A 24,816-nucleotide genomic window follows, 5' to 3' on the forward strand; every position below is an offset into this window, starting at 1 on the left:
TCAGCTCGCTCCTGATCCCAATTTCACCCAATCCACACCCTGAGATTCCACTATGTTCTTGCTCACCAAAGCCTTCAAAATGCGCGATAAAGCAAATGTTGGCAACGACGAGAAACCCTTTCTCGAGCATTTGGAAGACCTCCGTGTGACGATCACGCGAATCGTGGTCACTCTCCTCATCTCTACGATTGCCTGTTACGCACTCAAAGACACCCTGATGGACCTACTGCGTCGCCCTATCGAAGTGGTCTGGGAACAATCTCAAAAAAGCCGCCTCCCTGACACCATCAGCCCAGAGCGCTGGGAGCTAGCAAAGTCATGCTCAGCCAATATCACCAGCCTCAGCCCAGAGCAAAAAGGCGCCTACTTCCAACAGTTTGATGACAAAGAACTCCCGTTCTACAGCGAGTGCGCCGGTTATTACCGCGCCGCCCGCACCATCAAAGGCGACGGCGATGCCGACACACTCAAGAAACAATTCGATTTCATCGATGCACTCCCTGAGACCGATCAAGCAGTCAAAGATCAGGTCAAAGTTCTCCTAGAACTCAAACCCAACGCCCAAGCCGGAGCTAAAAATAATGTGGTCTACATGCGCTCGCTCAAGCCCACAGAAACCTTCATGCTCTCCCTCAAACTCGCCTTCTTCGCAGGCGTGATTGTCTCCTTCCCATTCATTCTCGCCTTCGTCCTTCAATTTGTTCTGCCTGGCCTCAAAGACGAAGAGAAAAAAGCGCTCTGGCCCGCCCTCGCCATCGGCTTTGGCCTCTTCCTTTCCGGGGTGTGCTTCTGTTACTTCATGGTGCTCCCGAAAGCCCTCGAATTCTTCTACCTCTACTCGGGCAGCATGGGGGTAGAAAACGAGTGGAGAATTGGCGAATACATCACCTTCGCCACCCAGTTCACCCTCATCTTCGGACTCGCATTCGAACTCCCAGTCGTCGTCATGACCTTGGTCAAAATTGGCCTCCTCGATTACGACATCATGAGCAAAACCCGCTCCTATGCCATCGTCTCAATCTTTGTGATTGCAGCCGTAATCACCCCCACTGGCGACGCCCTCACGCTCTGCATGCTCGCCGCGCCAATGACTCTCCTCTACGAAATCTGTATCTGGTTCGCCTTCTTCACTCGTAAAAAAGAACTCGAAGCCGAAGCCGCTGAAATGGCCGAATACCGAGCCAACCTCGCCGAACACACCGACGACTACCAAGAAGACGCTCACGAGTACGAACAAATCCACGACCACGATTACTTCCAACAAGAGGCCTCCGAACAAAATGACCACGAGGGAGAAGAACTCGACGACGGCGACTACACACAAGAACCTGACGACGAAACCACCCACGACGAAGAAATTGAACACCTCGAGATCTTTAATAACCTCCGTGAACCCTACGACCCATTCGCCGAAGAACAAGAGAACCTCGATGCTATTGACTCAAGTCCCGAGGAAGTCGTAGAATCAACAGATTCAGACAGCTCAGACAGCTCAGACAGCTCAGACAGCTCAGACAGCTCAGACAGCTCAGACAGCTCAGACAGCTCAGACAGCTCAGACAGCTCAGACAGCTCAGACAGCTCAGACGAAACCAAATCTTAATAACCCCACGCCGAGAAACAGATGAAATCAATGACCGGATTTGGCCGTGCCGCACGGACCTCAGACACACTCACTGCCAGCGTCGAAGCAAGCTCAGTGAACCGCAAACAAGGCGAAGTCGTCGTCCAACTGCCACGCCACTACAACGAAATCGAAGCCGAAATCCGTAAGTTCGTCCTCAGCAAAATTTCCCGTGGCCGCGTCTCAATCAATATCTCCATCGAACAAGGCGATCAAGGGGCCAGCCCAATCAGCGTTGATAAAGGCCGTGCCAAAGCCCTCTCAGAGGCACTCAAGGAGCTCAGCCACGACATCGGCCACCCGCTCGATATCACCGCAGCCGACATCCTGCGCGTCCCAGACATCATCAAGTTCGAAGACAAATCAGCCGACATCGACTCCGCACGTAACACCATCCTCCCAGCACTCGAAGAAGCCATCGATCACCTCATCGAAATGCGCAGCCGCGAAGGAGCCGACCTCAAGCGTGACACACTCGAGCGCCTCGCCACTCTGGAGAACGAAACCTCTGCTATCGAGAAACATAGCCCATCAGTAGTCGAGCGCTACAGAGATAACCTCCACCGCCGCCTCCAAGAATCAGGCCTCGAACTCGACCTCTCAGACGAGCGCGTGCTCAAGGAAGTCGGCATCTTTGCCGAGCGCTGCGACATCAGTGAGGAAATCACCCGCCTCCGCTCACACTTCTCAAAATTTCAAGAATACCTCGACTCCCAGTCCGCCATCGGCCGCTCACTCGACTTCCTTTGCCAAGAAATCAATCGCGAATTCAATACCATCGGCTCCAAAGCAAACGACGCCACCCTCGCTCAGCATGTCGTCACCTCCAAAACTGAGCTCGAAAAAATTCGCGAACAAATCCAAAATGTCGAGTAGCCCGCAGGCCTCATTAGAGGCCGATTAAGCGATTCTCTTGGTAGAGTTGCTGCACCGCTTCGGCATCCAGCGCCCCCTCGATGATGTATAGCTCGTCTAGAGCTGCTTCGAGACGGTCACTATTTTCAGGCTTGGTATTGCGGAATGGATAGAGGCTCTTCCCGATCACCATCGGAGCCTCTGCATAGGTACCAAGCTCCACCTTCCCCTTTTCATCCAGTCGCGTTGGTCCGTGACGATCTGAGAAAATCTCAACCTGCTGGCCATCAAAGTACAATGCCACCTTCGGCAAACCTTCGTCGTCATACTGCCCACTGTGCACCACGGCGATGTGATGCCATTGGTCATCATCCACCACAATATCCCGCGTGTAGTACCAAAACCCACCAAAGCTCATGTTGAGGATAGGCGAGCGCTGGGCCTGAAAATCTAAATGCACCGTCCACTTTTGGTTGAAGTTCATCATCTTCCCCAGATTCTGACGCCCCCACGCCACTAAATAGGCATCGCGCAAACCACCTTTGCGCCCAGGCTCGAGACGGGTCTGAGGCATCTTGACCCACATCGCGACTGTGCGAGGGTTATCATTGAGCACCCCTTCCCAGTTAGTCTCAATAAACTCACAATTCTGATCGAACTGCAATGCTCCAGCAAAAGGGCCATCGACAATCGAGAGATCCTCGCTACCTGCCGACCCTTGATAGGAAAAATCGCCCGCATCCTTCAGCGTGTTCGATGCTAGCAATTGTTGGCCATCATCAAAGGCAAAGTGCAAATGCGGCAAGGTCTTGGGCAACTCCGTACTAAATCTTTCAGGCGCCACAGTCACTGGCGTGTAGCGACCACTCGCACGCACCTCCACCGCCATATTCTCCACAAGCTCACAAGCATGCATCTCACCATACTTCGCTGTCACTGCCACCTTCCCCTTCATCACATGCACTTGATCCGGATCCTTAGGGCTCGCGAGCACACCAAACTTTGTCCCCAAATCCACCACCTCAAACTCGCGCGTCTTGACTGTAAACCCCTCAGCACCAGCTGGCACATGGAACCAACCACGTCCTGTGTCCATAAACAACTTGTCGTAGTCGTGTAAAGTGATGTCCGCAGGCGCCTCAATCACCGAACGCACCCCTGAACCAAAGTTCAACTCCACCGCACCCTGAAGCAACTTGAGCCTCGATCCCGGCTTGAGCGATGCCAATGACTGGTCGTCGCTAGCCACATGCGTAAGCTCATACTTAGAGCCCGGACTTGAGCTAAACGCTAAATTGCGTTCCGCGTTGGGCCCCAATACCAAACTCAGCACAAAAAATGTCATTGCAACCGCGGCCGCAGCCGCAAGAGCCGCAATCCGATAACTCCGCTTGCGCTGACGCTTCAAGCGCGACTCCGCAAGGCCAACTACCCCCGAGTTCACTGTACTTTTAGCCAGTCGAAACTCCAAATTCTGCTGCATGGAAATGTATTGGTAATACAAATGGCGCAACTCTGGGTCAGCAACCATCGCATCCTGTAATCGCTCAAAGTCTTCAGGACTCATGACGCCATCGATCAAATCTTGAATCAGTTCATTCCACTTTTTATTCATGCCAACCCTCCTTTCGCTTTCAATCCACGTTGAATACATTCCCTCAGCACTGAACGTACTCGATACAACGACACAGAAAGTGCCGAAATGCTCCGCCCTGAAGTCTCAGAATACGCCTGCAAGCCTTCCTTACTCAGGTAACGGTGACGCAATAAATCCTGATCTGCCGGCTTGAGCTTGCTAATACAGTGGTCCAGCTGCTCCAGCTTCGCACTCTGCCCATCAAAGGTGCTGCCCGATTCCTCCGCTATCGTTTCAGATAAATCCTCCCTGAAACACAGCCAATTGCCACGCTTCGCTTTCTTCAAGTGTGTTAACACTTCAAAACGCGCCACACTAAAGGCCCATGCCTTAAAATTTGTCCCCAACTCGAACTGATCTTGCTTCGTCCACAATGTCAGGTTCGTCTTTTGTAAAATATCAGCCACGTCAGGGCTTCCTGGCAACTGCGCCAAGATAAACGCCCACAGGTCAGACTGATGCTCGGTCATCAGGCTCACAAATTCCGCAGATTGGTTGTAATTCGGTGTCTCGTCCAAAAGATTTTCTATAATTCACTAATGAACGGCATTATCCGCAAAAAACTTAACATGCAGACAAAAATAATCTTTTTTTTGCATCATTTTGCAAAACTCAGAGTTTGATCCATTGTATACTTAATTTTATGAACAAGATCATCCCGTATTGCCGCTGTGTAATACGGGTACATTGCCTATTTCTACCATGAACACCAAGATCCTTCTCCCAACAGCTGGCGCCTGGCTCACCACAATCGCAGCGGCCTATTACATTGGCAGCTCAGATAGTTCTGAAAACTCAGCCGCTGACACTTCTGCCTCCTCAGCAAAGTCTTCCCAGTCCGGTCAATACTCCCAACTCAGTGGCAACCGCTATTCCTCAGGCTCCACAAATTCTGCCCGACTTTCCGCACGCTCTAGCGCTAGCAACTCAGGTGCCACCTCAGCCCCATCTGGCTCCATTAGAAGTATCAGCGAACTCGGAGACCCAATCGAAAGATCGCGCCAACTTCTCTCATACATCGACACACTCTCCGCCAGCGAATTCGAATCAGTCGTAGACGAATTCCGCAATATGGGCATGACCCGTGAAAGAATGGGAGAATACTCCATGCTCCTCCATGCCTGGGGCAAGGCAGACCCCACTGGAGCTATTGCCTACCTCAAAGAAAACACCCGCTCAGACTTTGCCGTCAAAGAAGTCCTCGCTTCATGGGCGAGCACCAATGCCAATGCCGCTATCGCATGGGCTAACGAAAATCACACTGGCGATAAAGCCAACCCCTATCTCGTCGGCATCATCCGCGGCCTCGCAGACACCAATCCAACCCTCGCAACCCAAGTTCTCCAACAACTTCCATTCTCTGAGGAACGTGGCGAGGCACTCCGTGGCCTCACTCCGCGCATCGCCGCCCTCGGTGTGACTGGGGCCCAGCAATGGCTCAGCGGCATTGAAGACCCCAAACTTGTCAACGGCGCCTCAGCATACCTCGCCGACCACTTCTCAAAACAAGACCCAGAAATGGGGGCCCAGTGGGTCAGTACCATCACCGATGAAGAGGCTCGCCAACGCGCCCTCCTCGAAGTTGTCGACAATTGGGCTGACAAAGACCCCAGTGCGGCTCAAGTCTGGATCGAAACCCTCCCCTACGATGACCAGATGAAGGCGGGCCCAGAATTTGTGAGCTCGTACGCTTCCAAAGATCCACACGCAGCTGCTGATTGGCTCGATGCCCGCTCAAACTCTGAGAACTACCAAACACTCCTCAGAGAATTTGCCGAAGGAGCCACCCGCAAAGACCCAGTACTCGCTCTCAATTACGGCAACGAACTTAATGACGAAAGCTCACGCTCGCGCACTGTCGGCCGCGCCCTCTGGACCCTCTACCGACAAGATAAAAATGAAGCGCGCAATTGGATCAATAACAACGAACTCCCAGAACGTGTCCAACGTTACGTCGGCCGCATGATGGAAGACCAATAAACCATTCTCCTGAAAATCTGATTACCCTCTATCAAAAAAAGCGCGAAGGCCAACCTTCGCGCTTTTTTCTCTTAAAATAATCAAGCTTTGCCTTACTGGCTAAAGCCACCTAATGCCCCTTGCCCTTCACCAGGCATGCGTCGATTCCAAGGAATCGCACTGTGCTCACTCTGAGGTCCGAGGTCCGGTTCAGGCTGTGGCAAACTACCACATGAGACACTCATTACACTGACGATAGATGCCAGCCCAATTGCAATCCATTTTGCTGCTTTCATTGCTTGGATGTTAGTCCATCCCACCACCTGCGCAAGTTGAAATATTGTGCACAAAAAAAGCTCCCGACCACGAGCCGGAAGCTTTAAAAGGTTCACTAACGAAGTACTTATTTAAAGAACGGTGAGAGAGCCTCATTAACGGCCGCTGCCACAACCTCTTTGCGCTGTACATCACTCGCACCATTGACCAAATCACCCACAGAAACGTTGCGGTAAATCAACTTATTCGTCTTGGTATCAATCACGTCCACAATCAAACCTGCACGCTCAAAGTAATCAGGACGGTTTCCTTCAATCACCCCCTTCTTGTGAGCCTCGCTCAAAATCTTGTCGTTTTCACGTCCATAACCAAAGTAGTCATCAAATGATGTCGTCATCGCATTGTCCTGATACACCACCATGTACCCCACTACGAGATCGGCATTCGGTGAATCAAAGCCCATCCCACGAGCCTTGAATTGAGCTCGGATGTTGCTCTGGATCAAATTATGCACCCTCTTTTCCCGTGAATTAGTAATTGCCGGACTTCCTGGTGCACGCTTTACGATACGCGCAGATGTGTACCCATTGCTATTCCCCTTAGGCATGTCGATGCTCGATGAGCACGAAGAAAAAAGTGCCGCACATGCTGCAACGGCAAGTAAACGTAGAGCTGTCATATCTAAATATCTAACGTTAGAGCTTCTCTATAACAAGACCTTTCTGACACCACTCTACCCTATACTATGAAACCCCTGAGGACGACCAATCATCCCCAGGGGTCTTACTCATTTGTTGTGCACTAACACTCGTTAGCGCACGATCTCACACAGAGTTATTCTATTCACTGCCCGCTTTGACTGAGGAGTCAGGAACCACCACATAGGCTTCAATCGCTTTAGCCAAATCACTAACATTCCCTTCTTTTGCTTCCTCCCTCTCACCTAACATAAACCTCAAAGAACCTTCCTCAGTCCGCTTCTTAAGTTCGTATTGAGACTTTCCTTTAAGCACCTGCTGCCACGCCTGCTTCGCTTGCATCCAAAAGGCTCCATCCTCTTTCCAAAATTGATCCACCACCGAAAAGTCCACCCCATCAATTCTTTTGTATGTGTTCATTCCAACCTCACGACAGAGGGCAAAGTTCTCCCCGTCTCGCACCACCTGCTTCGCATTATCTTGCTCATGCACCCAACCACTTGGGGTCACCGTCTGGCGGTTTGTTGCATTTAAAATGTCGTAGTCCTTACGCTTTTTGTATTCACGTCGAGGCAATGGTCGCGCAGTAACCTGACTCGTCCAGGTGCTGCTATCTTTCTCGTGCTCCCATTTGCCAAAAGATTCATAGCGCGGCGCATCCGTCGTCTGAGTGACCTGCTGGCTCCAAGTCCCCCTGACACTATCAGAACTCAAGCTCTGAACCTTCCACTGCTGATGACCCTGAAACTCTAACAATTCAGTATCCTCGTATTTCCAGATCTGCGACCAATGCTTCACCACCTCCCCCTGCACCATCAATAAATGCTGCAGTTCTATCTCCTTACCTTCATCCCGCACTACCAACACCTTCTCTTTCGCGCTCTCATTATAAGCACCCTCCTTAACCTCGTAGCCCTCACTCAACCCCACCGTCTCTTTGAAAAAAAAGCTCACCTCAAATTCACCTGCCATCTTTAATATGGCTGAACGATCTTGCTCAAAGCCAGCCATCAGACTGCTGCAGCCCATCGCCATCACAAGCGCACTTACATTCGTTGCTCTCATCAATTATCTTTCTATCTATTTTTTGTTCTATTTACTATCGCTGGCTTGCGAAGAAATGACGCTCAATTGTCCTCCTTGCATCGCCAGCTTCATTGAGCCCCACCAGCCCTCAGGCAGTCACAGCCCAGAAAATCACCTAGCCCACTATTCTAAAACGAAAGGGATAAAGTTACAAAACCATTGGTGCCTGGCGCCGTGCTCCGGTCATCCACGGCCAAGTCGTTTGGCAAATGCCCCCCCACTCTGCGCGAGTTCCCCCATTGCCAGTATTTCCGATCTAGCAAATTGTTAACTCCTGCCTGCAAGGTCACATTTTCACTCAATCGATAATACCCTGAAACATCCAAGGTGAAGTACCCAGGAGGCCTAAAGTAGGGCCCGCCGACACTATCGTCCACGTGCTTCACCTCCCCCACGTAAGTACCAGTCACCCTCGCTCCAAATCGATCCTCTGCTGACCGATACCCAATCCACGATACCCCCTTCCACGGCTCTACCGAATTGATCCAGCTGTTGCGCTCATTATCAATCCCCCACGTTTGTCCCACAGACGCACCTATATACAATCCGTTCAAAGAGGTGTGGAGGTCTAGCAAGTCGTATTCACCACTCAGCTCATAACCATAAAAGGTCGCTTCACCTCGGTTGACAGTAGTTAAGATATCACGCCCCTCAGGAGTCACAGCCCCTGTGCGAACCCCATTCTCGATTAAGTCAGAATACTTAGTGTAAAAACTCGCTAAGTGAAACCTTGAGCTTCCATTGAAATACTTATAACCCGCTTCCAGAGCATGGCTGCTCTCCTCCTTCAAATCTGAATTTGGCAATGTTATTGAACCAGCCGACCCACCACCTACCGGTGGATGATCAAAGATCATAGAAAGCTCCTCAGCCGTCGGATTGCGCGTCCCACGAGCATATTGCCCATATAAACTTGATCGATCATCCAACGCGTATACCACATTGAACTTCGGAGATATCGAGAAATTCTCCAAGCCCTCAGCCGGTGCATACGAATCCCTTGCCCCACTCAGATAGTCAATACGCTCGATGTAATCCTCCGTTAAATTTGGATCAATCCCATAGTAATCAAACCCAGCTCCAGCTACAAAACTCCAACGGCTCCCCTCAGATGGTTGAAATTCTGACTGAACAAATGCTGATACTCTTGTCGTCTCAGACGGTGCAAAAGCGATCCTGTTAGGCAGTGGTGGCAAACCATTATCCTCACGAATAAAGCGGTTTTCACTATTACTGATCGAGCCATCCACCCCATACGTTAGAAGTTGCTTCTCAGTCTTTTTTCTTAAGGTCGTGCGCAGCCCCGCGATCTCGGTATCAAATGAAATATCCTGAAGCCTCTCCCTCCCGTACTCAGATTCACTCTGATTACGACTGAAGTTTTTTGTATCCTGAAAATATGCATGAGTGTCAATCGAGTCAAAGAGCAGATTCCTTCCCTCCATAGGCTCATAGAACCACTGCAGGCTATACCTACTCCGCTCCTGGTCCTCCCAGTTGTATACAAACTTATTAAAGATCGGAATAAACCCCTGAGCTGACTGCACATCCACAAATCTCGCCCGCCTAAAATGTTCATACGCGAATAATAAATCGTGTCCATTGTCATTAGCCACACGCATTTTCAACAACACACTATCACTGCTGAAATCTACCGGATTCGGTGGAGTCTCTCCATTATTCTTCGTCTCACTCCCGTCTCGCCTCGCGTAACCGAATAAGAATGATAATGCCTCATGCTCCGCTGCAAAGAATGCCTGTTGGGCAAAACTCTCATTGTGGCTGAAATATTGCCCCTGAACCAAACCCGCGAAATCCCTATCTGTATGAATCAAAAAGTCTTCTGGATCAGGCGTGCGAAATGACACCACACCAGCCATTGCATCACTCCCATACAGCGCACTCGCAGAGCCCTTCAGAATCTCTGTCACCTCAAACATCATCGGGTCATAGTAATCCCTACCAGCCCCTCCCGCTGAGCCCTCTGATTGATCAAATGATGTCGAAACAAATTGCTCCGGCTGGCGAATTCCATCCACTAACATCAACACACGGTTCCCCCCCACCCCTCGGATATTGTACCCAGTGTAACCAGTTTGCCCATAGCCGAATGTCCCGTCCCCACTTCCAATATTCAATGGTGCCGTCACTGTCGGATCATACCTAACAATATCTCCAAAATCTGACCCACCCATTGCTGTAAAGTCACTACGTGTCATCTGTGCAACCGACCCTGATGTCCTCAACCATGGAGTCTCGTTGGCTGTCGCAACTACCACAGTCTCATCTAACACCTCCACCGGATCCGTATTCTTCGACTCCTCAGCCCAAGATAGAGTAGGGAAACATACCCCTCCAATAACTATGACCTGAACGATATCCCCCCAGCTCCTGCCTGTTGTCTCTCTTCGATTCATTGGGACGAACGCTAGAGAGCATCGCGCATTCTCAGCTATCGTTCCATTGTCCCAAGCTAGCGCCAGCTTGTCTAACACCACGAATATGACAACGAGACACAATTGAGGGTCATCCCATCGCTAGCAGCGATTTCACTAACAGGCTAAGCCTAACTTCGTTCAAGCAAGGACCCAAACACCTCGCGAACATGTCCTGCCTCTCGCATAGCTTCCCTACAACCAGAGAAGCTCTCCCAGAGGCAAGCATCCATAAACTAGATAGAACAACGAAACTATGAAAGCTACATTACTGAGCATCTTCACCAGCGGAGCGATCATTTGCGCCTCTTCAGCAGCCACAATCACAACTGCCACCTTCGATACAGACACCTACCTCTACTTCGGCACTAGTAATGCCTTTGACCCGCAAATCACTATCGGTGCGAGCCAGCGCCCAGGTTCAGGCCACTTTAATTTTGGCGTCCTCGAATTTGATGTCAGCACTCTCGATGCCGGCACAAAATCACTCAACCTCTCAGCTGTACAATATGTCACTAACATTCCTAACCCTGCAGGACCACCAACCGCCGTCACCTCCACCACTGGCAATGCCACAGTACACGTCGTAGCCCTTAACGACTCATTCTCTAACTACCAGTTGGCTCCAGACAAAATTGCTTGGTATGACACCTATGTCCAAAGTGGTTCAGCCACCGTCTTAGGCACCTATAATTTTGCAAACCAACAAACTCTCAGCATTGATGTCACCTCCACCGTCGATGCCTGGCAAAGCAACCCGTCCAACAACCACGGATTCGCCATCTTTTCCACCTCAGGTAATGTCGAGCTCGCCTCATCCACCTACGGTAATAGCAGCCTAGTGCCGTCTATCTCGGTGACGCCAGCCTCAGTTCCCGAACCATCCTCCATGGCCCTTCTCGGACTCGGTGGCTTGGCTCTCATCCTACGCAAACGTAGATAACCACATTTTGTCATCCCCCCACAAAACAAAGCGTGCCCACCCAAGCTCATTTCAAGGGCGCGCTTTGTCCCCCCCCCTCATCACAAAAAAATGCCACACCCATCGGGCATGGCATTCCTAAAGTTTCTTGAGTGCGATTAACGCTCGCTAATCGGTGGCACTGGAGAAGTCGTCTCAGGTCCAACGTACTTTGTAAGCGGACGATAGAGTCGGCTATCCTGAAGTTGCTCGAGAACCTGTGCTGTCCACCCAGACATACGTGCAATTCCGAAAATAGGTGTGAACAGATCAGTTGGAATTCCCAATGAGTAATACACAGTCGCTGAGTAAAAATCGACGTTGGCATTCAAGCCCTTGCGCTCACGCATGATCGTGGCAATGCGCTCAGACATGTTAATCCACTTTGCCTCACCCAATTCCTCAGTAAGCTTAATTGCCATCTTCTGAAGATGAGGTGCACGTGGGTCGAGAACCTTGTAAACACGGTGACCGATGCCCATGATCTTCTTCTTGTGAGTGAGACAATCCTCAACAAATGCATCCACAGCGTCTTCGCTGCCAATTTCATTGAGCATTTTGATCACGCCCTCGTTAGCTCCTCCGTGAAGTGGCCCCTTGAGTGTGCCAATCGCAGATGTCATCGCAGAGTAAAGATCAGAAAGAGTCGCAATCGTTACACGAGCCGAGAAAGTAGAAGCATTCATGCCGTGATCCGCGTGCAAAATGTACGCAATATCAAGGGTGCGTGCCGCAGCTTCTGATGGCTCTTCCCCATTGATGAGGTACAAGAAGTGAGCCGCCTCGGAGAGGTCAGTACGAACAGCTGGCAATTCCTTCCCCTGACGTGCCAGGTGGTAGTACGCTACGATCACTGGAGTCTTGGCAACCAAAGACAATGCTACTTCGCGATTCAACTCGTGGTTTGGCTCACCAATTTGAGCGCGGTGGTCAAAGATACCGAGCATTGACACTGCCGTGCGAAGGACATCCATCGGAGTCGCATCCGCAGGAAGTGACTTCAAAAATGTGATGAGCTGCTCAGGAAGCTCGCGGTCACCACGAAGTTTTGCTTCAAATGCGGCAAGTTCCTCAGCGTTCGGAAGGCGACCGTTGTGCAGAAGGAAAGTGACCTCCTCGAAGCTGCAATGCTCAACAAGATCATCAATGCTGTAACCCAAATAGGACAACTTACCTGCGAGGCCTTCAACCTTTGACAAGGCTGATTCATTCGCTACTACTCCTTCTAAACCTTTTGCGTAATCGCTCATAAACTTTTCTGGTGGAAATTTTCTATCACAACTGCCATGCAGCCAGTGACGCGAAAGAGAAAAACATAGAAGCCGTCAGTTTCAAGAGCGAATCGATAAGATTATCAAAGATTCTGCATCCTCGCCATGAATCTCATTCAAATATCCGTTTACTGTGCCTAATATACTCGCAATAGAAACCAGTTTCCCTGCCGCTAGCATCGCCCTCCAACTCGGCGAGGCTCCCGTCATTCAAAAAGACTTTGAAAGCCACCGCCAGCAAAACCAATTACTCTTCCCCCCGCTCCAACAATTGCTAGAGCAATTACCTGACAACCAATCACTCGACCTCATCATCGTCGGTACTGGCCCCGGCTCCTACTCCGGCTCTCGTATTTCCATCGCTGCAGCCCAAGGCATAGCCACTGTCCACGCATGTCCAGTCGTCGGCCAATCCTCATTCCTGGCCACCGACACTTGGCTCCAATCTCAAGACTCCCTCGTAGTAGGCGATGCCCGCCGCGGTGCCTTTTTCGCTACCCACATCCCCGCTGGTAAACTCCCCCCTGAGCCGCAACTCCACGAGCGCCCAGCTTTCGATGCTATCGTCGCATCCTGCCAATCCCCCATCTTCACTCTCGATGCTCAAATGTCCCTCACTGAGGACCAGTCACTCATCTTTGAATCTCCAACCGCCGAAAAGCACATCCTGGCTTGGCGCACGCTCAGCCCAGAAGATCAAAGCCAACAGAAGCTGACGCCCCCATCACCCACTTACCTTCGAGCCCCCTTCATTACAAAAGCCAAACCCGGCCACCCATTGCTGCGCGGAAAAGTAAAAGGCCAGTAACGCCTCAACCTTGAAATAGATCCTCAGCTCCCCCCTCATACCCCACATCCTCAGGCAATTCACCACCTTCCGCTGCGGCGACAGCCAATGCGTCACAGCGCTCATTGTGCTCGTGTCCTGCATGCCCCTTCACCCAGGTCCATGTCACCTGGTGCTTTTCCTGAGCGCGTTCTAGTCGCTGCCACAAATCTGCATTCTTCAAGGGCTTGGAGGGCCCACGACTCCATCCTTTCATCTTCCACCCTCGAATCCACCCCAAGCGCATCGCATCAACCACATACTTGGAATCCGAAACTAACTCGACCACACATGGCTTTTTCAAAGCCTCCAAGCCCACAATCGCAGCCATCAATTCCATGCGGTTGTTCGTTGTCTTGAGAAAACCACCACTCAATTCCTTCCGGTGCTCACCATACAACAATACCGCACCATACCCGCCAGGCCCAGGATTCCCCAATGAGGAGCCATCCGTATAAATCATCACTTTTTGCATCTCCGCCAGCTCTCTTACCTCAATACTTGCAAGTTCCAACCTGAAACTTCATCCTCCGCCCATGCGGATCGATATCATCACACTCTTTCCTGAAATCGCACTCTCCCCACTCAGCGAAAGCATCATCAAGCGAGCTAGAGAAAAAGACCTCGTAGAAATCCATGCCCATAACCTCCGCAACTGGGCCACGGGAAAACACCGTAAGACCGATGAATACCTCTGCGGCGGTGGCCAAGGAATGCTGCTCAAGCCTGAACCCATTTTCGCCGCCATCGAAGAACTCAGAACGAACACTTCCCAAGTCATCCTTATGACTCCTCAGGGGAAACCCTTCAAGCAAGCTACCGCCCAAAACCTTGCCCGCGCCGACCACCTCATCCTCCTATGCGGCCACTACGAAGGTGTGGACCAACGCGTCATCGATACCCTCGTCGACCTAGAAATCTCCATCGGAGACTACGTCCTGACCAATGGCGCCATTGCTGCTGCTGTCGTCACCGACGCCATCGTCAGACTCCTGCCCGGCGCCCTCGGCGACGAACGCTCCCACCAAGACGAATCCTTCTCAGACCCAAACATGCTCGAAGCTCCCGCCTATACTAAACCTAACCTCTTTCGCGACATGCCCGTCCCTGAAGTCCTCCTCTCCGGTAATCACAAAAAAATTGCCGAGTGGAAAAAACAAAAAGCCCTCGAGCGCACCCGCGCTAACCGACCTGACCTCCTAAAAGAGTGACTCCACCAGCATGCACAGGCTTAATGCTAACAAAAACACCACAACCATGGTACCCAGCCACATCACCACCTGCATGCCGGTAGACCGTTTATAACGGTTGGGAACATCATTAAGCATATCATCCCCCTCTGAGCTTTCCTCCGGCTCATCAACCTCCCCCACTACTACTTCTGGTGCATCTTGTTCTCGCAATTGCTTAATCAATGCTACCGCTGGCTCGTAATCTTCATCGTTCACCACCCACAACTCAGGATAGACCTGTTGGAATGGTACTTCCCCAGCAGCTAACTGAGCATACTCGTTCTTAACTGCCGTCTCCACCCCCTCTTCCTGTAGAACCGACTGGTAGTACCCCACCATTGTCATGTCCTGGTCTTCATACACTTTCCGCATGACCTAATATCCAAAATAAATTGGGGGCACAATAATACGAATGTTGCCCGGGCTGTTGTTCTCCAAGCTCGAAATAGCAGTCACCACATCATTCTCAAACTCCACAGTCAACTTCTCCTGTTCCTCTACAGTCACATGAGAAAATCTGCGAAAAACCTGCCCCGTCCTAGGATCTACAGTATTCGTATAGTGTTTCTGCTCCTTGCCTTTGATGAACTCCCACTTTCCTGAACGCCCCTCCTTCGTTAGCCGACTCTCCTTTTTCGTAGGCTCACCAATCGACTTCTGTACCTCACCAATCGTCATACCAATCGCAACCTCTTTGTTCGCAATCAACTCACGAATCGCCATCTCCCTCTCATAATGCTTCTTAAGCTCCTCTACAAATTTTGGCTTTGTAGATGCCAAATTCTTTGGAGATACCCAGCCAGTCACCATGCTATGCTTCGCTTTCCCCTTCACCTTGTATCCCTTGTCCGTCATCCCCAATAGCTGCAGCTTCGTATCCTCAGGATAGGTACCTAACTTCCGCCCACCTTTCTTGGTCGCAAACACCGTTGTCGGCTTGACCACTAACAATGTCATCTTCTTGTCTGATTCAAATAAGACCACATCCGGGTCGTTATCCAATCGCGACTGAGCCATGCTCATTTGGCTAACACATAACCACAAGGCTGCGGTCACAAGAGAGATCAATGGTTTCATGAATAAACTATGAACCAAATTCTCACATTCAGCAAACCTGTTCTCACAGCCCCACATAGCCAACCCGTCAAGTACACTTCAGAATCTCCAAAAAAAGCATCGCTCGCCATCAAGATTTTTGACAAAACCCTCTCAAGCAGCCCCCCTAAGAATACACATTTTAAGATTATGGTAGGTCCACTCTCACAAAAGCTCTTCGCCAAAGCAAAAACGGTCATCCCTGGCGGCGTCAACTCTCCAGTCCGTGCATTTAAAAATGTCGACGGCGACCCCTTCTTTGTCCGCAGAGCCCAAGGTTCTCGTATCACTGATGTCGATGACAAAACCTATATCGATTACATCGGCACTTGGGGCCCTGCCATTCTTGGCCACTCACCCATCCAACTCACCCAAACCATCCACGAAGTAGCCAAAGATGGCGTATCCTTCGGTGCTCCTTGCCCGTGGGAAATCGAAATGGCCCAAACAATCGTCGACTGGGTCCCCTCAGTCCAAAAAGTCCGCATGACCAATTCTGGCACGGAAGCCACCATGTCAGCCATCCGCCTCGCTCGTGGATTCACAGGAAGAGATAAAGTCATTAAGTTCGACGGTTGCTACCACGGACACGTCGACCACCTTCTCGTAGCGGCCGGCTCCGGCGCCCTCACCCACGGTGAACCTGACTCCGCCGGTGTCCCTAAAGACTTCTCAAACCAAACTATCGTCCTCCCATATAACGACTTTGAAGCCATCCAAACTGTGTTCGATTCTATCGGCGACCAAGTCGCTGCCATCATCCTCGAACCCTTCCCCGCAAATGCCGGATTCGTCTTTCCGCGCGAGGGCTACCTCGAATTCCTCAGAGAAATCACCACCAAACACGGCACCGTTCTCATCTTCGACGAAGTGATGACAGGTTTCCGCGTAGCAAAAGGCGGTGTCCAAGAACTCGTCGGCGTCACCCCGGATCTCACTTGTATGGGGAAAGTCATCGGCGGCGGACTTCCTGTCGGCGCCTTCGGTGGCCGCGCTGATATCATGGACTGCGTCGCACCCATCGGCCCGGTCTACCAAGCTGGCACCCTCTCAGGTAACCCACTCGCCATGGCTGCCGGCCTCGCCCAACTCAAAGCTCTAGAAGCGGCAGACGGCTATAACCAACTCGAAAAAACTGGAGCCCGCCTCGAAGCCGGTATCCGTGGCCTACTGAAAGAAAACGGCCTAGACTTCACCTTCCACCGAGTAGGCTCTATGTTCTGCCTCTTCTTCACTGGGAAAGAAATTTGGAATGTCAATGACGTCAATGGAGCCGACATGGAAGCCTTCAAGCGCTTCTTCTGGGCACTCCTCGACGATGGTGTCTACATCGCACCCAGCCCATACGAAACGGGTTTCATTTCTCTTGCTCACAGCACCGGAGATATCGATGATACCCTCGACGCCATGTCCAAAGCATTTAAGGTCATCTAAGCTCGAAATTTCTTAGATTTATTTGTTGTAAGGTGGGACATTTCCCGCCTTACTCCTCTCATCCTAACGAAGGATCTAGAGCACTCTCTATACCTTCTAACTTCCGAAACTTTGCTTCGGAATTTGGTCCCATGGTGTAATGGATAACACATCGGTTTCCGGAGCCGAGGATCCAGGTTCGATTCCTGGTGGGACTACCACTTATCTCTAATAATCTATGAAATCGCTCTCGATCTCCTCTAGATTCTTGTCGTAGGTCACGCCAGCTTTCAGCGTCAACAACGTACTTCCAAACTTCTCTACCAGAGTCGTAGGTACAGACCTAGAAGCCACCACATTCTTCTTCTCGTGGACTATCACAACATAGCCTAAGTACTTGGCCCCATGCTTGTAGCCGACTTTATCATAGACCGTACGATAGGTCTTACATTGAATGATGTGCTTCCCTGCTCCATCAAGCTTAGGCAAATCGTGCGTCTCTTTCTGAAACACCTTGATGCTAGATGTATCGCTCAATGGCCTTCCTAAGGTAAGAACAGTCACCTCAGCCTCTTTCGACTCTAGGTTGTTATCCCCATTCTCAATCGTAACCACCGGCTTAATCGTTAAAGTACGATCATCATCATAATCTTGGCGCGATCTCGAGCTCTTGCCCGAATCAAATTCAATTTCAAAATCAGTAGACAAACCACCTCCAGCATCTTTCCACTTCTTAATTTTATTCTTAGAAGCAACATCGAGATCCGCCAACTTAATGGTATGAACCTTGTGGTTCTTGGCCAACTTTACGGTAACCTCTTTGTCATCAGACTTCTGTAAATACACACTCACAGACTTACCTGAGGTGTTCGTGATAGATATGGGCTTATTCTGAGCCCCTGCCAGCGACACTGAGCAAATCAAAGCAAGAATGCTGAGGGGAAATGACACATTTGTTTTCATTTTATTTTTTGACACGCACCTTATTTGCACAAAAACCACCGTTTGAAAACACTTAAGTTTAGCAAACTTGTCACATTACTCAGAATTGCGTACACAGACGATTTCGCAGCAAATTGAATTGATGCGGAAGAAATTAGAGAAAATCGGGCTTTTTCGGCTTTGACCTTTAACTAAAACTTGCCTAGTTTCCCGCCCCCGTGCTGAACGACTTACGAAGTCGCACACGCTAAACGATCAATCTATCGAACCAATTTCGTCATGAATATCACAGTAGAAAAGAAAACATGTGCCGCAACAGTCAACGTTGAGGTTCCTGCAGACAAGGTCGCTTCTGAGCGCAAAAACATTGTTAAAGCATACATGGGCCAAGCTAAGATCCCAGGCTTCCGCCCAGGTAAAGCTCCTGTGAAAATCGTTGAAAAACGCTTCGAAAACGAAATTAAAGAAGAACTCACTAACCGCTTGGTTCAAGAGGGTTGCCAAGAAGCAATCAAACAAGAAGAGCTTAAAGTCCTCAACGTACAAGCGCCTCAATCACCCGAGTTCAAAGAAGACGGTGCATTCGCATTTGAAACTTCAGTCATGCTCGCTCCTGAGTTCGAACTTCCTGAATACAAAGGTCTTGAAATCGAAGTTCCATCCACTGAAGTCGCCGACGAAGACATCGACAACAGCCTCAAGGAACTCCAACAGCGCTTCGCTGACTTCAAAGACGTTGAAGATCGTGCTATCGAAGAAGGCGACTTCGCAGTTGTCGACTTCACAGCTACTCTCGACGGCAAGCCAGTCGCTGAAGCTATCGGTAAGCCAGCTGGCTTCCTCGAAGGACGTGAAGGCCACTGGGTAAAGATTGAAGAGGATTCTTTCCTCCCACACTTCGGCCCACAACTTGCCGGCCTCAAAGTTGGCGACGAAAAAGATGTCACCGTCACCATCGGTGAAGACTTCCCAATTTCTGACGTACGTGGCACAGACATCGTATTCGCTGTCACCATCAAAGAAATCAAGATTCAAGAGCTCCCTGAACTCAACGACGAGTTCGCTGGCAAGCTCCTCCCTGAAAAAGGCCTCGATGAACTTAAAGATGTCATCAAAGAGCAACTCGGCCAAGAGAAGACACGCGCTGCTGAAGACGCAAAAGTCAACCAAATCGTTGAACAGCTCAACCAAGCTGTCGACTTCGAACTTCCTGAAGAACTCGTTGCCGCAGAAACTCAAGGCAACATCCAAGGTATGGCTCAGCGCGCAATGCAACAAGGCATGACGCAAGATATGCTCGAGTCACAAAAAGAAGAACTCGAAGAGTCCGCTTCTAAGCAAGCGGTTACAAATCTCAAGACCAACTTCCTCCTCCAGGAAATTGCCTTCAAAGAAGGTATCAAGGTCGAAGACCAAGACGTTCTCCAACGCATCTATCAGATGGCTCAGCAGGAGAATAAAGCTCCTAAGAAGTACATCAAAGAACTTCAAAAGGCGAATGCGATTCAGAATGTTAGAAATTCTGTCCTCATCGGTAAGACTATTGACTTTTTGGTAGAGAACGCAAAGGTATCTGGTACAACTGAAAATGTTACCGAAGAAAATACCGATGCTTAATTCTCAAAATACCAACCCAATGGTTCCGCAGGCGAATTATTATCCAATCCCCACGGTCATCGAGCAAGATGGCCGCGGTGAACGCGGGTATGATATCTACTCTCGCCTCCTCAAGGACCGCATCATCTTCATTGGCACTGCGATCGACGATCACGTAGCCAACGCCGTCATCGCTCAGATGCTCTTCCTGCAAATGCAGGACCCCAAGAAAGACATCCACGTATACATCAACTCACCAGGTGGCTCGGTCACCGCTGGTTTGGCAATGTACGACACGATGCAATTCCTCACATGTGATGTGAACACCTACTGTATCGGTATCTGTGCCTCCATGGGCTCAGTCCTCCTGACAGCTGGGACCAAAGGCAAACGCTTCTGCTTGCCTAACTCACACGTCATGATCCACCAGGTATCAGGTGGAGCTCAAGGAACTGCTTCAGATGTCGAACGTACTGTCGAGTTCATGTACGGCCTCAAAAGCCGCCTTAACAACATCCTCGCTAAGCACACAGGAAAAACTGCGAAGCAAGTTGAAAAGGATGCCGACCGTGACAACTACATGTCCGCAGAAGAAGCGGTTGCCTATGGCTTGGTAGACCAAGTTCTTGAGATCAGCAATACTCCTGACAAAAAGAAGTAAGCCTACTCACTTTTAACGACTTAATCATCCTGCAGGCATTATTCCTGCAGGATTTTTTTATTCTCTCCATTCATAAAACCTACACGCCTAATTCGATGAGCTCTGAGCCTCTTCTTTCTTGCAGTGACCATAGATTGAGTGCAAACTTCCCAAACGAGAGTGGCTCAGTCATAATAGACCACCAGCGACTCGACAGAGAGTGCCACATAGCACTCAAAAATAGCTCAGCAAAAATCTCTCCGACTAATAAAAGTAGCGGTTCCGAATTACCATCATGGCACGTTCAAATAATCTTACCCTGTGTTCCTTCTGTGGCAAAAGCCATTCCGAAGTCAAAAAATTGATCGCTGGTCCTGGCGTCTATATCTGCGATGAATGTATCGAGGTGTGCTCCACGATTCTTCAAAAAGAACTCAATGGCGTCAGCAAGTATGCCAACTCGCCCACCGACATTACCGCCCCAGCCACACCACACACTGACGCGCTCACTCCTGCTGAAATTTGCACCAGACTCGACGAGTACATTGTCGGTCAAGAGCACGCTAAAAAGACCCTCTCAGTGGCGGTTTATAACCACTACCAACGCCTGCGTCAGCATGATCATAGCTCAGACCCTGAACTTGATGGCGTCGAAATCGAAAAATCAAACATCCTCATGCTTGGGCCCACAGGCTCAGGGAAAACACTCCTAGCCCGCACCCTCGCCCGCGTACTCGATGTCCCATTCTCAATCGTCGATGCCACCACTCTCACTGAAGCTGGGTATGTAGGTGAAGACGTCGAAAACATCATCCTCAGACTCCTCCAGGCTGCCGATGGTGATGTCCAGCGCGCTGAACGCGGCATCATCTATGTCGATGAAATCGATAAGATTGGCCGCAAAACAGAAAACGTATCCATCACACGTGATGTCTCTGGTGAGGGCGTCCAACAAGCCCTTCTCAAAATCCTGGAAGGCACTGTCTGCAATGTCCCCCCACAAGGCGGACGTAAACACCCACAGCAAGAATATATCCAAGTCAATACGGAGAAGATCCTCTTCATTGTCGGCGGCGCCTTCGTCGGTATGGAAGACCTCGTACGTGACCGCCTCGGTAAACGCACACTAGGTTTCCAAGTATCAGAAGAAGACATCACCCACACCGAAGATAGAGATATTCTCACTAAGGTCCAACCCGAGGACCTCCTCCACTTCGGTCTCATCCCCGAATTCATCGGACGTCTCCCAGTCTTCTCCTCACTTAGGAAACTCGATGAACCTGAACTCGTACGCATTCTCACTGAGCCCAAGAACGCAATGGTAAAACAATACCAAAAGCTTCTCAGCATGAATGAAGTGAAACTTAAAATTACCAACGACGGCCTCACCGCCCTCGCTGAAGAAGCAGTCCGTCGGGGCACCGGAGCACGCGCACTCAGATCAATTGTCGAAAACCTCATGCTCGATGTGATGTACGACGTTCCAAGCCGGAAAGACATTGAAAGCGTCACCATCAATCGTGATGTCGTCGAAGGCAAAAAACAACCAATCCTCAAAAAGAAAAAGAGCAGCGCAGCATAGTTGCAACAAGCTCACCTAACCTTCTTTCAAGTCCCGCACAAACACTGTGCGGGATTTTTTTTATCCCACTTGCCCCAGAAAACACAAGCTCTCTACTAACAAAGACCTTAAACAACAAAAAGCCCCAGTATCACTGAGGCTTTTTTGCTTTGAATGGCGGACCGGGAGGGATTCGAACCCTCGATACCGTTTCCGGTATACTCCCTTAGCAGGGGAGCGCTTTCGACCACTCAGCCACCGGTCCAGTGATTCGTAAGTCGAACGTGCAGGGAAAAAACCATATCAGCCCCCTAACGTCAACCCTGCAGCTTAAAAAAGAGTCGCTTTTTTTCATCTCAAACTTGAGCTTCCCCCCCTAAACTCTAAGCTTTATTCATCATGAGACTTACTCACATTGCTCTGCTTGTTTCACTCTCAGTCGCTTGCATCAATGCTTGCTCAAATTCCCCCACCCCGCCCACTGAAAAAAAAGCACCAGTCGATCAACTTGTCGGTAGAGTCGCAGCTGTTTATCAAAATGACAATTACCTCCTTGTCCAAAAATACCGCTCCTTCCCCACCGATATCGACGCCATATTCTATTCACGTGGTGAGGATGGCTCAGTCAACACTCTGACGATGACTGGACAGAAACTTGGCCAGTTCTACGTCGCCGACCTCAAACAAGGTTCCTACACCCTCAATGACCCCGTCTTCATGCGCGATCTTCGTAACAAATCTCAAGTGGATGAAAATAAAGCCAATGCACAACAACAATTGAAACAACAACTCGAATAATTTTCTCAAAATTTGAAAATTTAAGTCCCTATTTACGTAGATATTTTAAAAAAGTTTATAATTTTTGTTGCTCGTTTTTCAAAAAAAATGTTAGGATGTGATCCACACCGCGAGACTCAACGCTTGAGACTTAACCAACACTTCACACTATCGCCTCCTATGAACACGTCCTCCAAAATGAACACAACCTCGAGCAAGGCTGAAGCCGAGCGCCTTGCAGATTTTGTTCTGTTCACTCAGCGCTCCTGCATTTTGAACCTCTCCTCAGAACTCAACCGTGGCAACATCTCTTTCCCACAGTTCTTTTTGATGGCCTACCTCTCAAGTGAAGATTATCTCACCATGTCGGATATCGCCAAGAAAATGGGACACTCCACAGCTGCCGCAACAGGCCTCGTGGACCGTCTCGAGAAACTCGGCTATGTCGAGCGAGTGCATGCCGCAGAAGATCGCCGTAAAATCATGGTGCGCATCACCAGCAAAGGCACTGACCTCGTTGCACAAATGCGCGGAGAAATCGCTTCTAGCCTCGCTGATACGATGGCCGAAATGGATGAAGAAGAAGCAGACACCATCCGTCACGCTCAAATGATGATCAACAGGTAAGCATTGACTGACCTGATCAAAAAAGCTTTCCCAATAAAAAACGCACCACGTGGTGCGTTTTTTCTTTTTACACAAGATGAATGCGGTTTGTTAACAACAACTGTCTCCATCGCAACAATCAGACGCTTCTGTAGTAAGATTGTAATCTTGACCTTTTGTTTCTCGAGGATGTCTGGTGACGACCCTAGAACAGTCAAATAACTCCGCGTCTTCTAACATCACCTCCTCCAGTGGATCGATAAAGGTAAAATAATCTGAGTACGGGGGCTTCTTATATAGCTGGTAAGTCTTATCACATACTGCATAGCGCTTTCCTCGTTCCATGGCATGACCATCATCATCTAAAACCTTTTTGAATGGACCATTGTAAATCACAGCCTGATTACGCTCACGGCATTCTCCTTGCTTACCTTTCCATGCTTGGACCGTCACTGAACGAAATTCAATCCCCTCGACTGTTTGCCAGGGTTCACTCTCGAACTTCACGAACTCTACTCCGTAAAATCCTGCATCTTCAAATGCCCTGAGAAATGCTTCTTCAGTCATCGCTCCGGAAATACATCCACTCCACAAGTACGCATTGTCTTGTAGATGCTGTGGCACTTCCTCATCAGCTACAATATCAGATATCACAGCTCTCCCCCCTCTTTTAAGCACCCGAAATATTTCCTCAAACATCTGCTTCTTTAAACTTGGCTCAACCAAGTTAAGCACACAATTAGAGACAACCACATCCACTGAACTATCAGAGACTAACGGCTTTTCTTGCCGGATGGCCTCTTCAATACTCCCCAACTGCATCCACCCATTTGCGTCCGTAATGGGCTCGGACTGCAAATGCGCCTCAAGCTCTCTCAAGTCTAGAGACAAATCCTGAATCCTACCCTTTCGAAACTCTACGTTCTCATAACCAATAGCTTCCCCAACGATCGGGGCATTACGTTCGGCCACCTCTAGCATATCATCCGTCATGTCGACCCCAATGACACGACCAGTCTCACCAACCACCTGTGCAGCTATAAAACAAATTTTTCCCGTGCCACTCCCTAAATCGAGGACAACATCTCCTTCCTTCAACCACTTTGAGGGGTCACCACAACCGTAATCTTTCTCTATCACTTCCTGAGGGATTACCTTGAGGTACTGTGGGTCATAGTCGACTGGGCAACATAGTGCCGCCTCCGCTTGATTTGCAGCAGCCGCATATCGGTCTTTTACAGCAGATTCTGTTTTCATGAACTTTGAAAAGGATTTTTTAAATCTTATAGAGGTCAAAAAAAATGCGCAACTTTCAAGCTGCGCATAA

24 protein-coding genes and 2 tRNA genes are annotated in these 24,816 nt (G+C 49.8%); 13 read left to right on the forward strand and 13 right to left on the reverse strand.

All coding sequences use genetic code 11. The features are described from left to right. Positions 1–52 precede the first annotated feature (52 nt). Positions 53–1,603, forward strand: a complete 1,551-nt coding sequence (gene tatC / locus ACFSW8_RS11145; protein WP_377086189.1) for a twin-arginine translocase subunit TatC — start codon at positions 53–55, stop codon at positions 1,601–1,603. Between the two features lie 21 nt (positions 1,604–1,624). After that, a complete protein-coding gene (locus tag ACFSW8_RS11150; RefSeq protein ID WP_377086191.1) occupies positions 1,625–2,500 on the forward strand; it encodes a YicC/YloC family endoribonuclease in 876 nt (291 codons plus the stop codon). A gap of 13 nt (positions 2,501–2,513) precedes the next feature. On the opposite strand, the gene ACFSW8_RS11155 is transcribed toward ACFSW8_RS11150, so the two are convergent. Both ACFSW8_RS11155 and ACFSW8_RS11160 read right to left on the reverse strand, forming a co-directional pair. Next, positions 2,514–4,094: a LamG-like jellyroll fold domain-containing protein gene (locus tag ACFSW8_RS11155; protein WP_377178251.1), complete on the reverse strand. Its 1,581-nt coding sequence runs from the start codon at positions 4,092–4,094 to the stop codon at positions 2,514–2,516. Continuing rightward, positions 4,091–4,633: a sigma-70 family RNA polymerase sigma factor gene (locus tag ACFSW8_RS11160; RefSeq protein ID WP_377086195.1), complete on the reverse strand. Its 543-nt coding sequence runs from the start codon at positions 4,631–4,633 to the stop codon at positions 4,091–4,093. Before ACFSW8_RS11160 ends, ACFSW8_RS11155 begins: the two co-directional genes overlap by 4 nt. A gap of 184 nt (positions 4,634–4,817) precedes the next feature. On the opposite strand from ACFSW8_RS11160, the gene ACFSW8_RS11165 reads away from it, so the two are divergent. Then, a complete protein-coding gene (locus ACFSW8_RS11165) occupies positions 4,818–6,095 on the forward strand; it encodes a hypothetical protein (RefSeq protein ID WP_377178253.1) in 1,278 nt (425 codons plus the stop codon). Positions 6,096–6,187: 92 nt separating this feature from the next. On the opposite strand, the gene ACFSW8_RS11170 is transcribed toward ACFSW8_RS11165, so the two are convergent. The 4 genes from ACFSW8_RS11170 to ACFSW8_RS11185 all read right to left on the reverse strand — a co-directional run bounded on the left by ACFSW8_RS11170 (position 6,188) and on the right by ACFSW8_RS11185 (position 10,551). After that, complete coding sequence (locus ACFSW8_RS11170; RefSeq protein WP_377178255.1) at positions 6,188–6,370, reverse strand: hypothetical protein; 183 nt, start codon at positions 6,368–6,370, stop codon at positions 6,188–6,190. Positions 6,371–6,477: 107 nt separating this feature from the next. Next, positions 6,478–7,029 carry a DUF4136 domain-containing protein gene (locus ACFSW8_RS11175; RefSeq protein WP_377086200.1) on the reverse strand — a complete coding sequence of 184 codons (552 nt, stop codon included), beginning with the start codon at positions 7,027–7,029 and terminating at the stop codon, positions 6,478–6,480. Positions 7,030–7,189: 160 nt separating this feature from the next. Further along, entirely contained in the window at positions 7,190–8,113 is a 924-nt protein-coding gene (locus ACFSW8_RS11180) for a DUF6607 family protein (protein WP_377086202.1), read from the reverse strand. A gap of 149 nt (positions 8,114–8,262) precedes the next feature. Beyond that, positions 8,263–10,551, reverse strand: a complete 2,289-nt coding sequence (locus ACFSW8_RS11185) for a TonB-dependent hemoglobin/transferrin/lactoferrin family receptor (RefSeq protein WP_377178257.1) — start codon at positions 10,549–10,551, stop codon at positions 8,263–8,265. Positions 10,552–10,825: 274 nt separating this feature from the next. Here ACFSW8_RS11185 and ACFSW8_RS11190 point away from each other — a divergent pair, with 274 nt between their 5' ends. Continuing rightward, positions 10,826–11,512, forward strand: a complete 687-nt coding sequence (locus ACFSW8_RS11190) for a DNRLRE domain-containing protein (protein WP_377086205.1) — start codon at positions 10,826–10,828, stop codon at positions 11,510–11,512. A gap of 137 nt (positions 11,513–11,649) precedes the next feature. Here the strand turns inward: ACFSW8_RS11190 and ACFSW8_RS11195 are convergent, their stop codons facing one another. Next, a complete protein-coding gene (locus tag ACFSW8_RS11195) occupies positions 11,650–12,780 on the reverse strand; it encodes a citrate/2-methylcitrate synthase (protein ID WP_377086207.1) in 1,131 nt (376 codons plus the stop codon). A 154-nt stretch (positions 12,781–12,934) separates the two neighbouring features. On the opposite strand from ACFSW8_RS11195, the gene tsaB reads away from it, so the two are divergent. Further along, positions 12,935–13,609, forward strand: a complete 675-nt coding sequence (gene tsaB / locus ACFSW8_RS11200) for a tRNA (adenosine(37)-N6)-threonylcarbamoyltransferase complex dimerization subunit type 1 TsaB (protein ID WP_377086208.1) — start codon at positions 12,935–12,937, stop codon at positions 13,607–13,609. Between the two features lie 4 nt (positions 13,610–13,613). On the opposite strand, the gene rnhA is transcribed toward tsaB, so the two are convergent. Next, positions 13,614–14,102: a ribonuclease HI gene (gene rnhA / locus ACFSW8_RS11205; protein ID WP_377091363.1), complete on the reverse strand. Its 489-nt coding sequence runs from the start codon at positions 14,100–14,102 to the stop codon at positions 13,614–13,616. Between the two features lie 61 nt (positions 14,103–14,163). On the opposite strand from rnhA, the gene trmD reads away from it, so the two are divergent. Then, positions 14,164–14,838: a tRNA (guanosine(37)-N1)-methyltransferase TrmD gene (trmD, locus tag ACFSW8_RS11210; protein ID WP_377086210.1), complete on the forward strand. Its 675-nt coding sequence runs from the start codon at positions 14,164–14,166 to the stop codon at positions 14,836–14,838. Here trmD and ACFSW8_RS11215 read toward each other — a convergent pair. Then, a complete protein-coding gene (locus ACFSW8_RS11215; RefSeq protein WP_377086211.1) occupies positions 14,827–15,231 on the reverse strand; it encodes a putative signal transducing protein in 405 nt (134 codons plus the stop codon). The genes trmD and ACFSW8_RS11215 overlap by 12 nt on opposite strands. Before the next feature lie 3 nt (positions 15,232–15,234). Then, positions 15,235–15,936: a hypothetical protein gene (locus tag ACFSW8_RS11220; RefSeq protein WP_377178259.1), complete on the reverse strand. Its 702-nt coding sequence runs from the start codon at positions 15,934–15,936 to the stop codon at positions 15,235–15,237. Between the two features lie 168 nt (positions 15,937–16,104). Here ACFSW8_RS11220 and hemL point away from each other — a divergent pair, with 168 nt between their 5' ends. After that, positions 16,105–17,388, forward strand: a complete 1,284-nt coding sequence (gene hemL, locus ACFSW8_RS11225; protein ID WP_377091364.1) for a glutamate-1-semialdehyde 2,1-aminomutase — start codon at positions 16,105–16,107, stop codon at positions 17,386–17,388. Between the two features lie 125 nt (positions 17,389–17,513). Further along, a tRNA-Arg gene (locus tag ACFSW8_RS11230) sits at positions 17,514–17,588 on the forward strand. 7 nt (positions 17,589–17,595) lie between these two features. On the opposite strand, the gene ACFSW8_RS11235 is transcribed toward ACFSW8_RS11230, so the two are convergent. Then, on the reverse strand, positions 17,596–18,330 hold the full coding sequence (locus ACFSW8_RS11235; protein ID WP_377178261.1) for a hypothetical protein: 735 nt from the start codon (positions 18,328–18,330) through the stop codon (positions 17,596–17,598). A gap of 258 nt (positions 18,331–18,588) precedes the next feature. On the opposite strand from ACFSW8_RS11235, the gene tig reads away from it, so the two are divergent. The 3 genes from tig to clpX all read left to right on the forward strand — a co-directional run bounded on the left by tig (position 18,589) and on the right by clpX (position 22,127). Continuing rightward, positions 18,589–19,926 carry a trigger factor gene (gene tig / locus ACFSW8_RS11240; protein ID WP_377086216.1) on the forward strand — a complete coding sequence of 446 codons (1,338 nt, stop codon included), beginning with the start codon at positions 18,589–18,591 and terminating at the stop codon, positions 19,924–19,926. Next, positions 19,919–20,566, forward strand: coding sequence for an ATP-dependent Clp protease proteolytic subunit (locus ACFSW8_RS11245; protein ID WP_377086217.1), 648 nt, complete (start codon positions 19,919–19,921; stop codon positions 20,564–20,566). Before tig ends, ACFSW8_RS11245 begins: the two co-directional genes overlap by 8 nt. Before the next feature lie 274 nt (positions 20,567–20,840). Further along, complete coding sequence (gene clpX / locus ACFSW8_RS11250) at positions 20,841–22,127, forward strand: ATP-dependent Clp protease ATP-binding subunit ClpX (RefSeq protein ID WP_377086219.1); 1,287 nt, start codon at positions 20,841–20,843, stop codon at positions 22,125–22,127. 154 nt (positions 22,128–22,281) lie between these two features. On the opposite strand, the gene ACFSW8_RS11255 is transcribed toward clpX, so the two are convergent. Continuing rightward, a tRNA-Ser gene (locus tag ACFSW8_RS11255) sits at positions 22,282–22,371 on the reverse strand. Between the two features lie 134 nt (positions 22,372–22,505). Here ACFSW8_RS11255 and ACFSW8_RS11260 point away from each other — a divergent pair. Together ACFSW8_RS11260 and ACFSW8_RS11265 are read left to right on the forward strand one after the other, a co-directional pair. After that, on the forward strand, positions 22,506–22,904 hold the full coding sequence (locus tag ACFSW8_RS11260; protein ID WP_377086221.1) for a hypothetical protein: 399 nt from the start codon (positions 22,506–22,508) through the stop codon (positions 22,902–22,904). 177 nt (positions 22,905–23,081) lie between these two features. Next, positions 23,082–23,510: a MarR family winged helix-turn-helix transcriptional regulator gene (locus ACFSW8_RS11265; protein ID WP_377178263.1), complete on the forward strand. Its 429-nt coding sequence runs from the start codon at positions 23,082–23,084 to the stop codon at positions 23,508–23,510. Positions 23,511–23,600: 90 nt separating this feature from the next. Here the strand turns inward: ACFSW8_RS11265 and ACFSW8_RS11270 are convergent, their stop codons facing one another. Continuing rightward, positions 23,601–24,746, reverse strand: a complete 1,146-nt coding sequence (locus ACFSW8_RS11270) for a methyltransferase domain-containing protein (protein ID WP_377086224.1) — start codon at positions 24,744–24,746, stop codon at positions 23,601–23,603. Positions 24,747–24,816: the final 70 nt, after the last annotated feature.

This window comes from Rubritalea tangerina (assembly GCF_042683245.1).
Lineage (GTDB): Bacteria > Verrucomicrobiota > Verrucomicrobiia > Verrucomicrobiales > Akkermansiaceae > Rubritalea > Rubritalea tangerina.

Excerpts from the sequence above, each read along its gene's own strand:
- tatC (WP_377086189.1), top strand. The coding sequence starts at position 53 with ATGTTCTTGCTCACCAAAGCCTTCAAAATGCGCGATAAAGCAAATGTT.
- ACFSW8_RS11150 (WP_377086191.1), top strand. The coding sequence starts at position 1,625 with ATGAAATCAATGACCGGATTTGGCCGTGCCGCACGGACCTCAGACACA.
- ACFSW8_RS11155 (WP_377178251.1), bottom strand. The coding sequence starts at position 4,094 with ATGAATAAAAAGTGGAATGAACTGATTCAAGATTTGATCGATGGCGTC.
- ACFSW8_RS11165 (WP_377178253.1), top strand. The coding sequence starts at position 4,818 with ATGAACACCAAGATCCTTCTCCCAACAGCTGGCGCCTGGCTCACCACA.
- ACFSW8_RS11170 (WP_377178255.1), bottom strand. The coding sequence starts at position 6,370 with ATGAAAGCAGCAAAATGGATTGCAATTGGGCTGGCATCTATCGTCAGT.
- ACFSW8_RS11175 (WP_377086200.1), bottom strand. The coding sequence starts at position 7,029 with ATGACAGCTCTACGTTTACTTGCCGTTGCAGCATGTGCGGCACTTTTT.
- ACFSW8_RS11180 (WP_377086202.1), bottom strand. The coding sequence starts at position 8,113 with ATGAGAGCAACGAATGTAAGTGCGCTTGTGATGGCGATGGGCTGCAGC.
- ACFSW8_RS11185 (WP_377178257.1), bottom strand. The coding sequence starts at position 10,551 with ATGAATCGAAGAGAGACAACAGGCAGGAGCTGGGGGGATATCGTTCAG.
- ACFSW8_RS11190 (WP_377086205.1), top strand. The coding sequence starts at position 10,826 with ATGAAAGCTACATTACTGAGCATCTTCACCAGCGGAGCGATCATTTGC.
- ACFSW8_RS11195 (WP_377086207.1), bottom strand. The coding sequence starts at position 12,780 with ATGAGCGATTACGCAAAAGGTTTAGAAGGAGTAGTAGCGAATGAATCA.
- rnhA (WP_377091363.1), bottom strand. The coding sequence starts at position 14,102 with ATGCAAAAAGTGATGATTTATACGGATGGCTCCTCATTGGGGAATCCT.
- trmD (WP_377086210.1), top strand. The coding sequence starts at position 14,164 with ATGCGGATCGATATCATCACACTCTTTCCTGAAATCGCACTCTCCCCA.
- ACFSW8_RS11215 (WP_377086211.1), bottom strand. The coding sequence starts at position 15,231 with ATGCGGAAAGTGTATGAAGACCAGGACATGACAATGGTGGGGTACTAC.
- ACFSW8_RS11220 (WP_377178259.1), bottom strand. The coding sequence starts at position 15,936 with ATGAAACCATTGATCTCTCTTGTGACCGCAGCCTTGTGGTTATGTGTT.
- hemL (WP_377091364.1), top strand. The coding sequence starts at position 16,105 with ATGGTAGGTCCACTCTCACAAAAGCTCTTCGCCAAAGCAAAAACGGTC.
- ACFSW8_RS11235 (WP_377178261.1), bottom strand. The coding sequence starts at position 18,330 with ATGAAAACAAATGTGTCATTTCCCCTCAGCATTCTTGCTTTGATTTGC.
- tig (WP_377086216.1), top strand. The coding sequence starts at position 18,589 with ATGAATATCACAGTAGAAAAGAAAACATGTGCCGCAACAGTCAACGTT.
- ACFSW8_RS11245 (WP_377086217.1), top strand. The coding sequence starts at position 19,919 with ATGCTTAATTCTCAAAATACCAACCCAATGGTTCCGCAGGCGAATTAT.
- clpX (WP_377086219.1), top strand. The coding sequence starts at position 20,841 with ATGGCACGTTCAAATAATCTTACCCTGTGTTCCTTCTGTGGCAAAAGC.
- ACFSW8_RS11260 (WP_377086221.1), top strand. The coding sequence starts at position 22,506 with ATGAGACTTACTCACATTGCTCTGCTTGTTTCACTCTCAGTCGCTTGC.
- ACFSW8_RS11265 (WP_377178263.1), top strand. The coding sequence starts at position 23,082 with ATGAACACAACCTCGAGCAAGGCTGAAGCCGAGCGCCTTGCAGATTTT.
- ACFSW8_RS11270 (WP_377086224.1), bottom strand. The coding sequence starts at position 24,746 with ATGAAAACAGAATCTGCTGTAAAAGACCGATATGCGGCTGCTGCAAAT.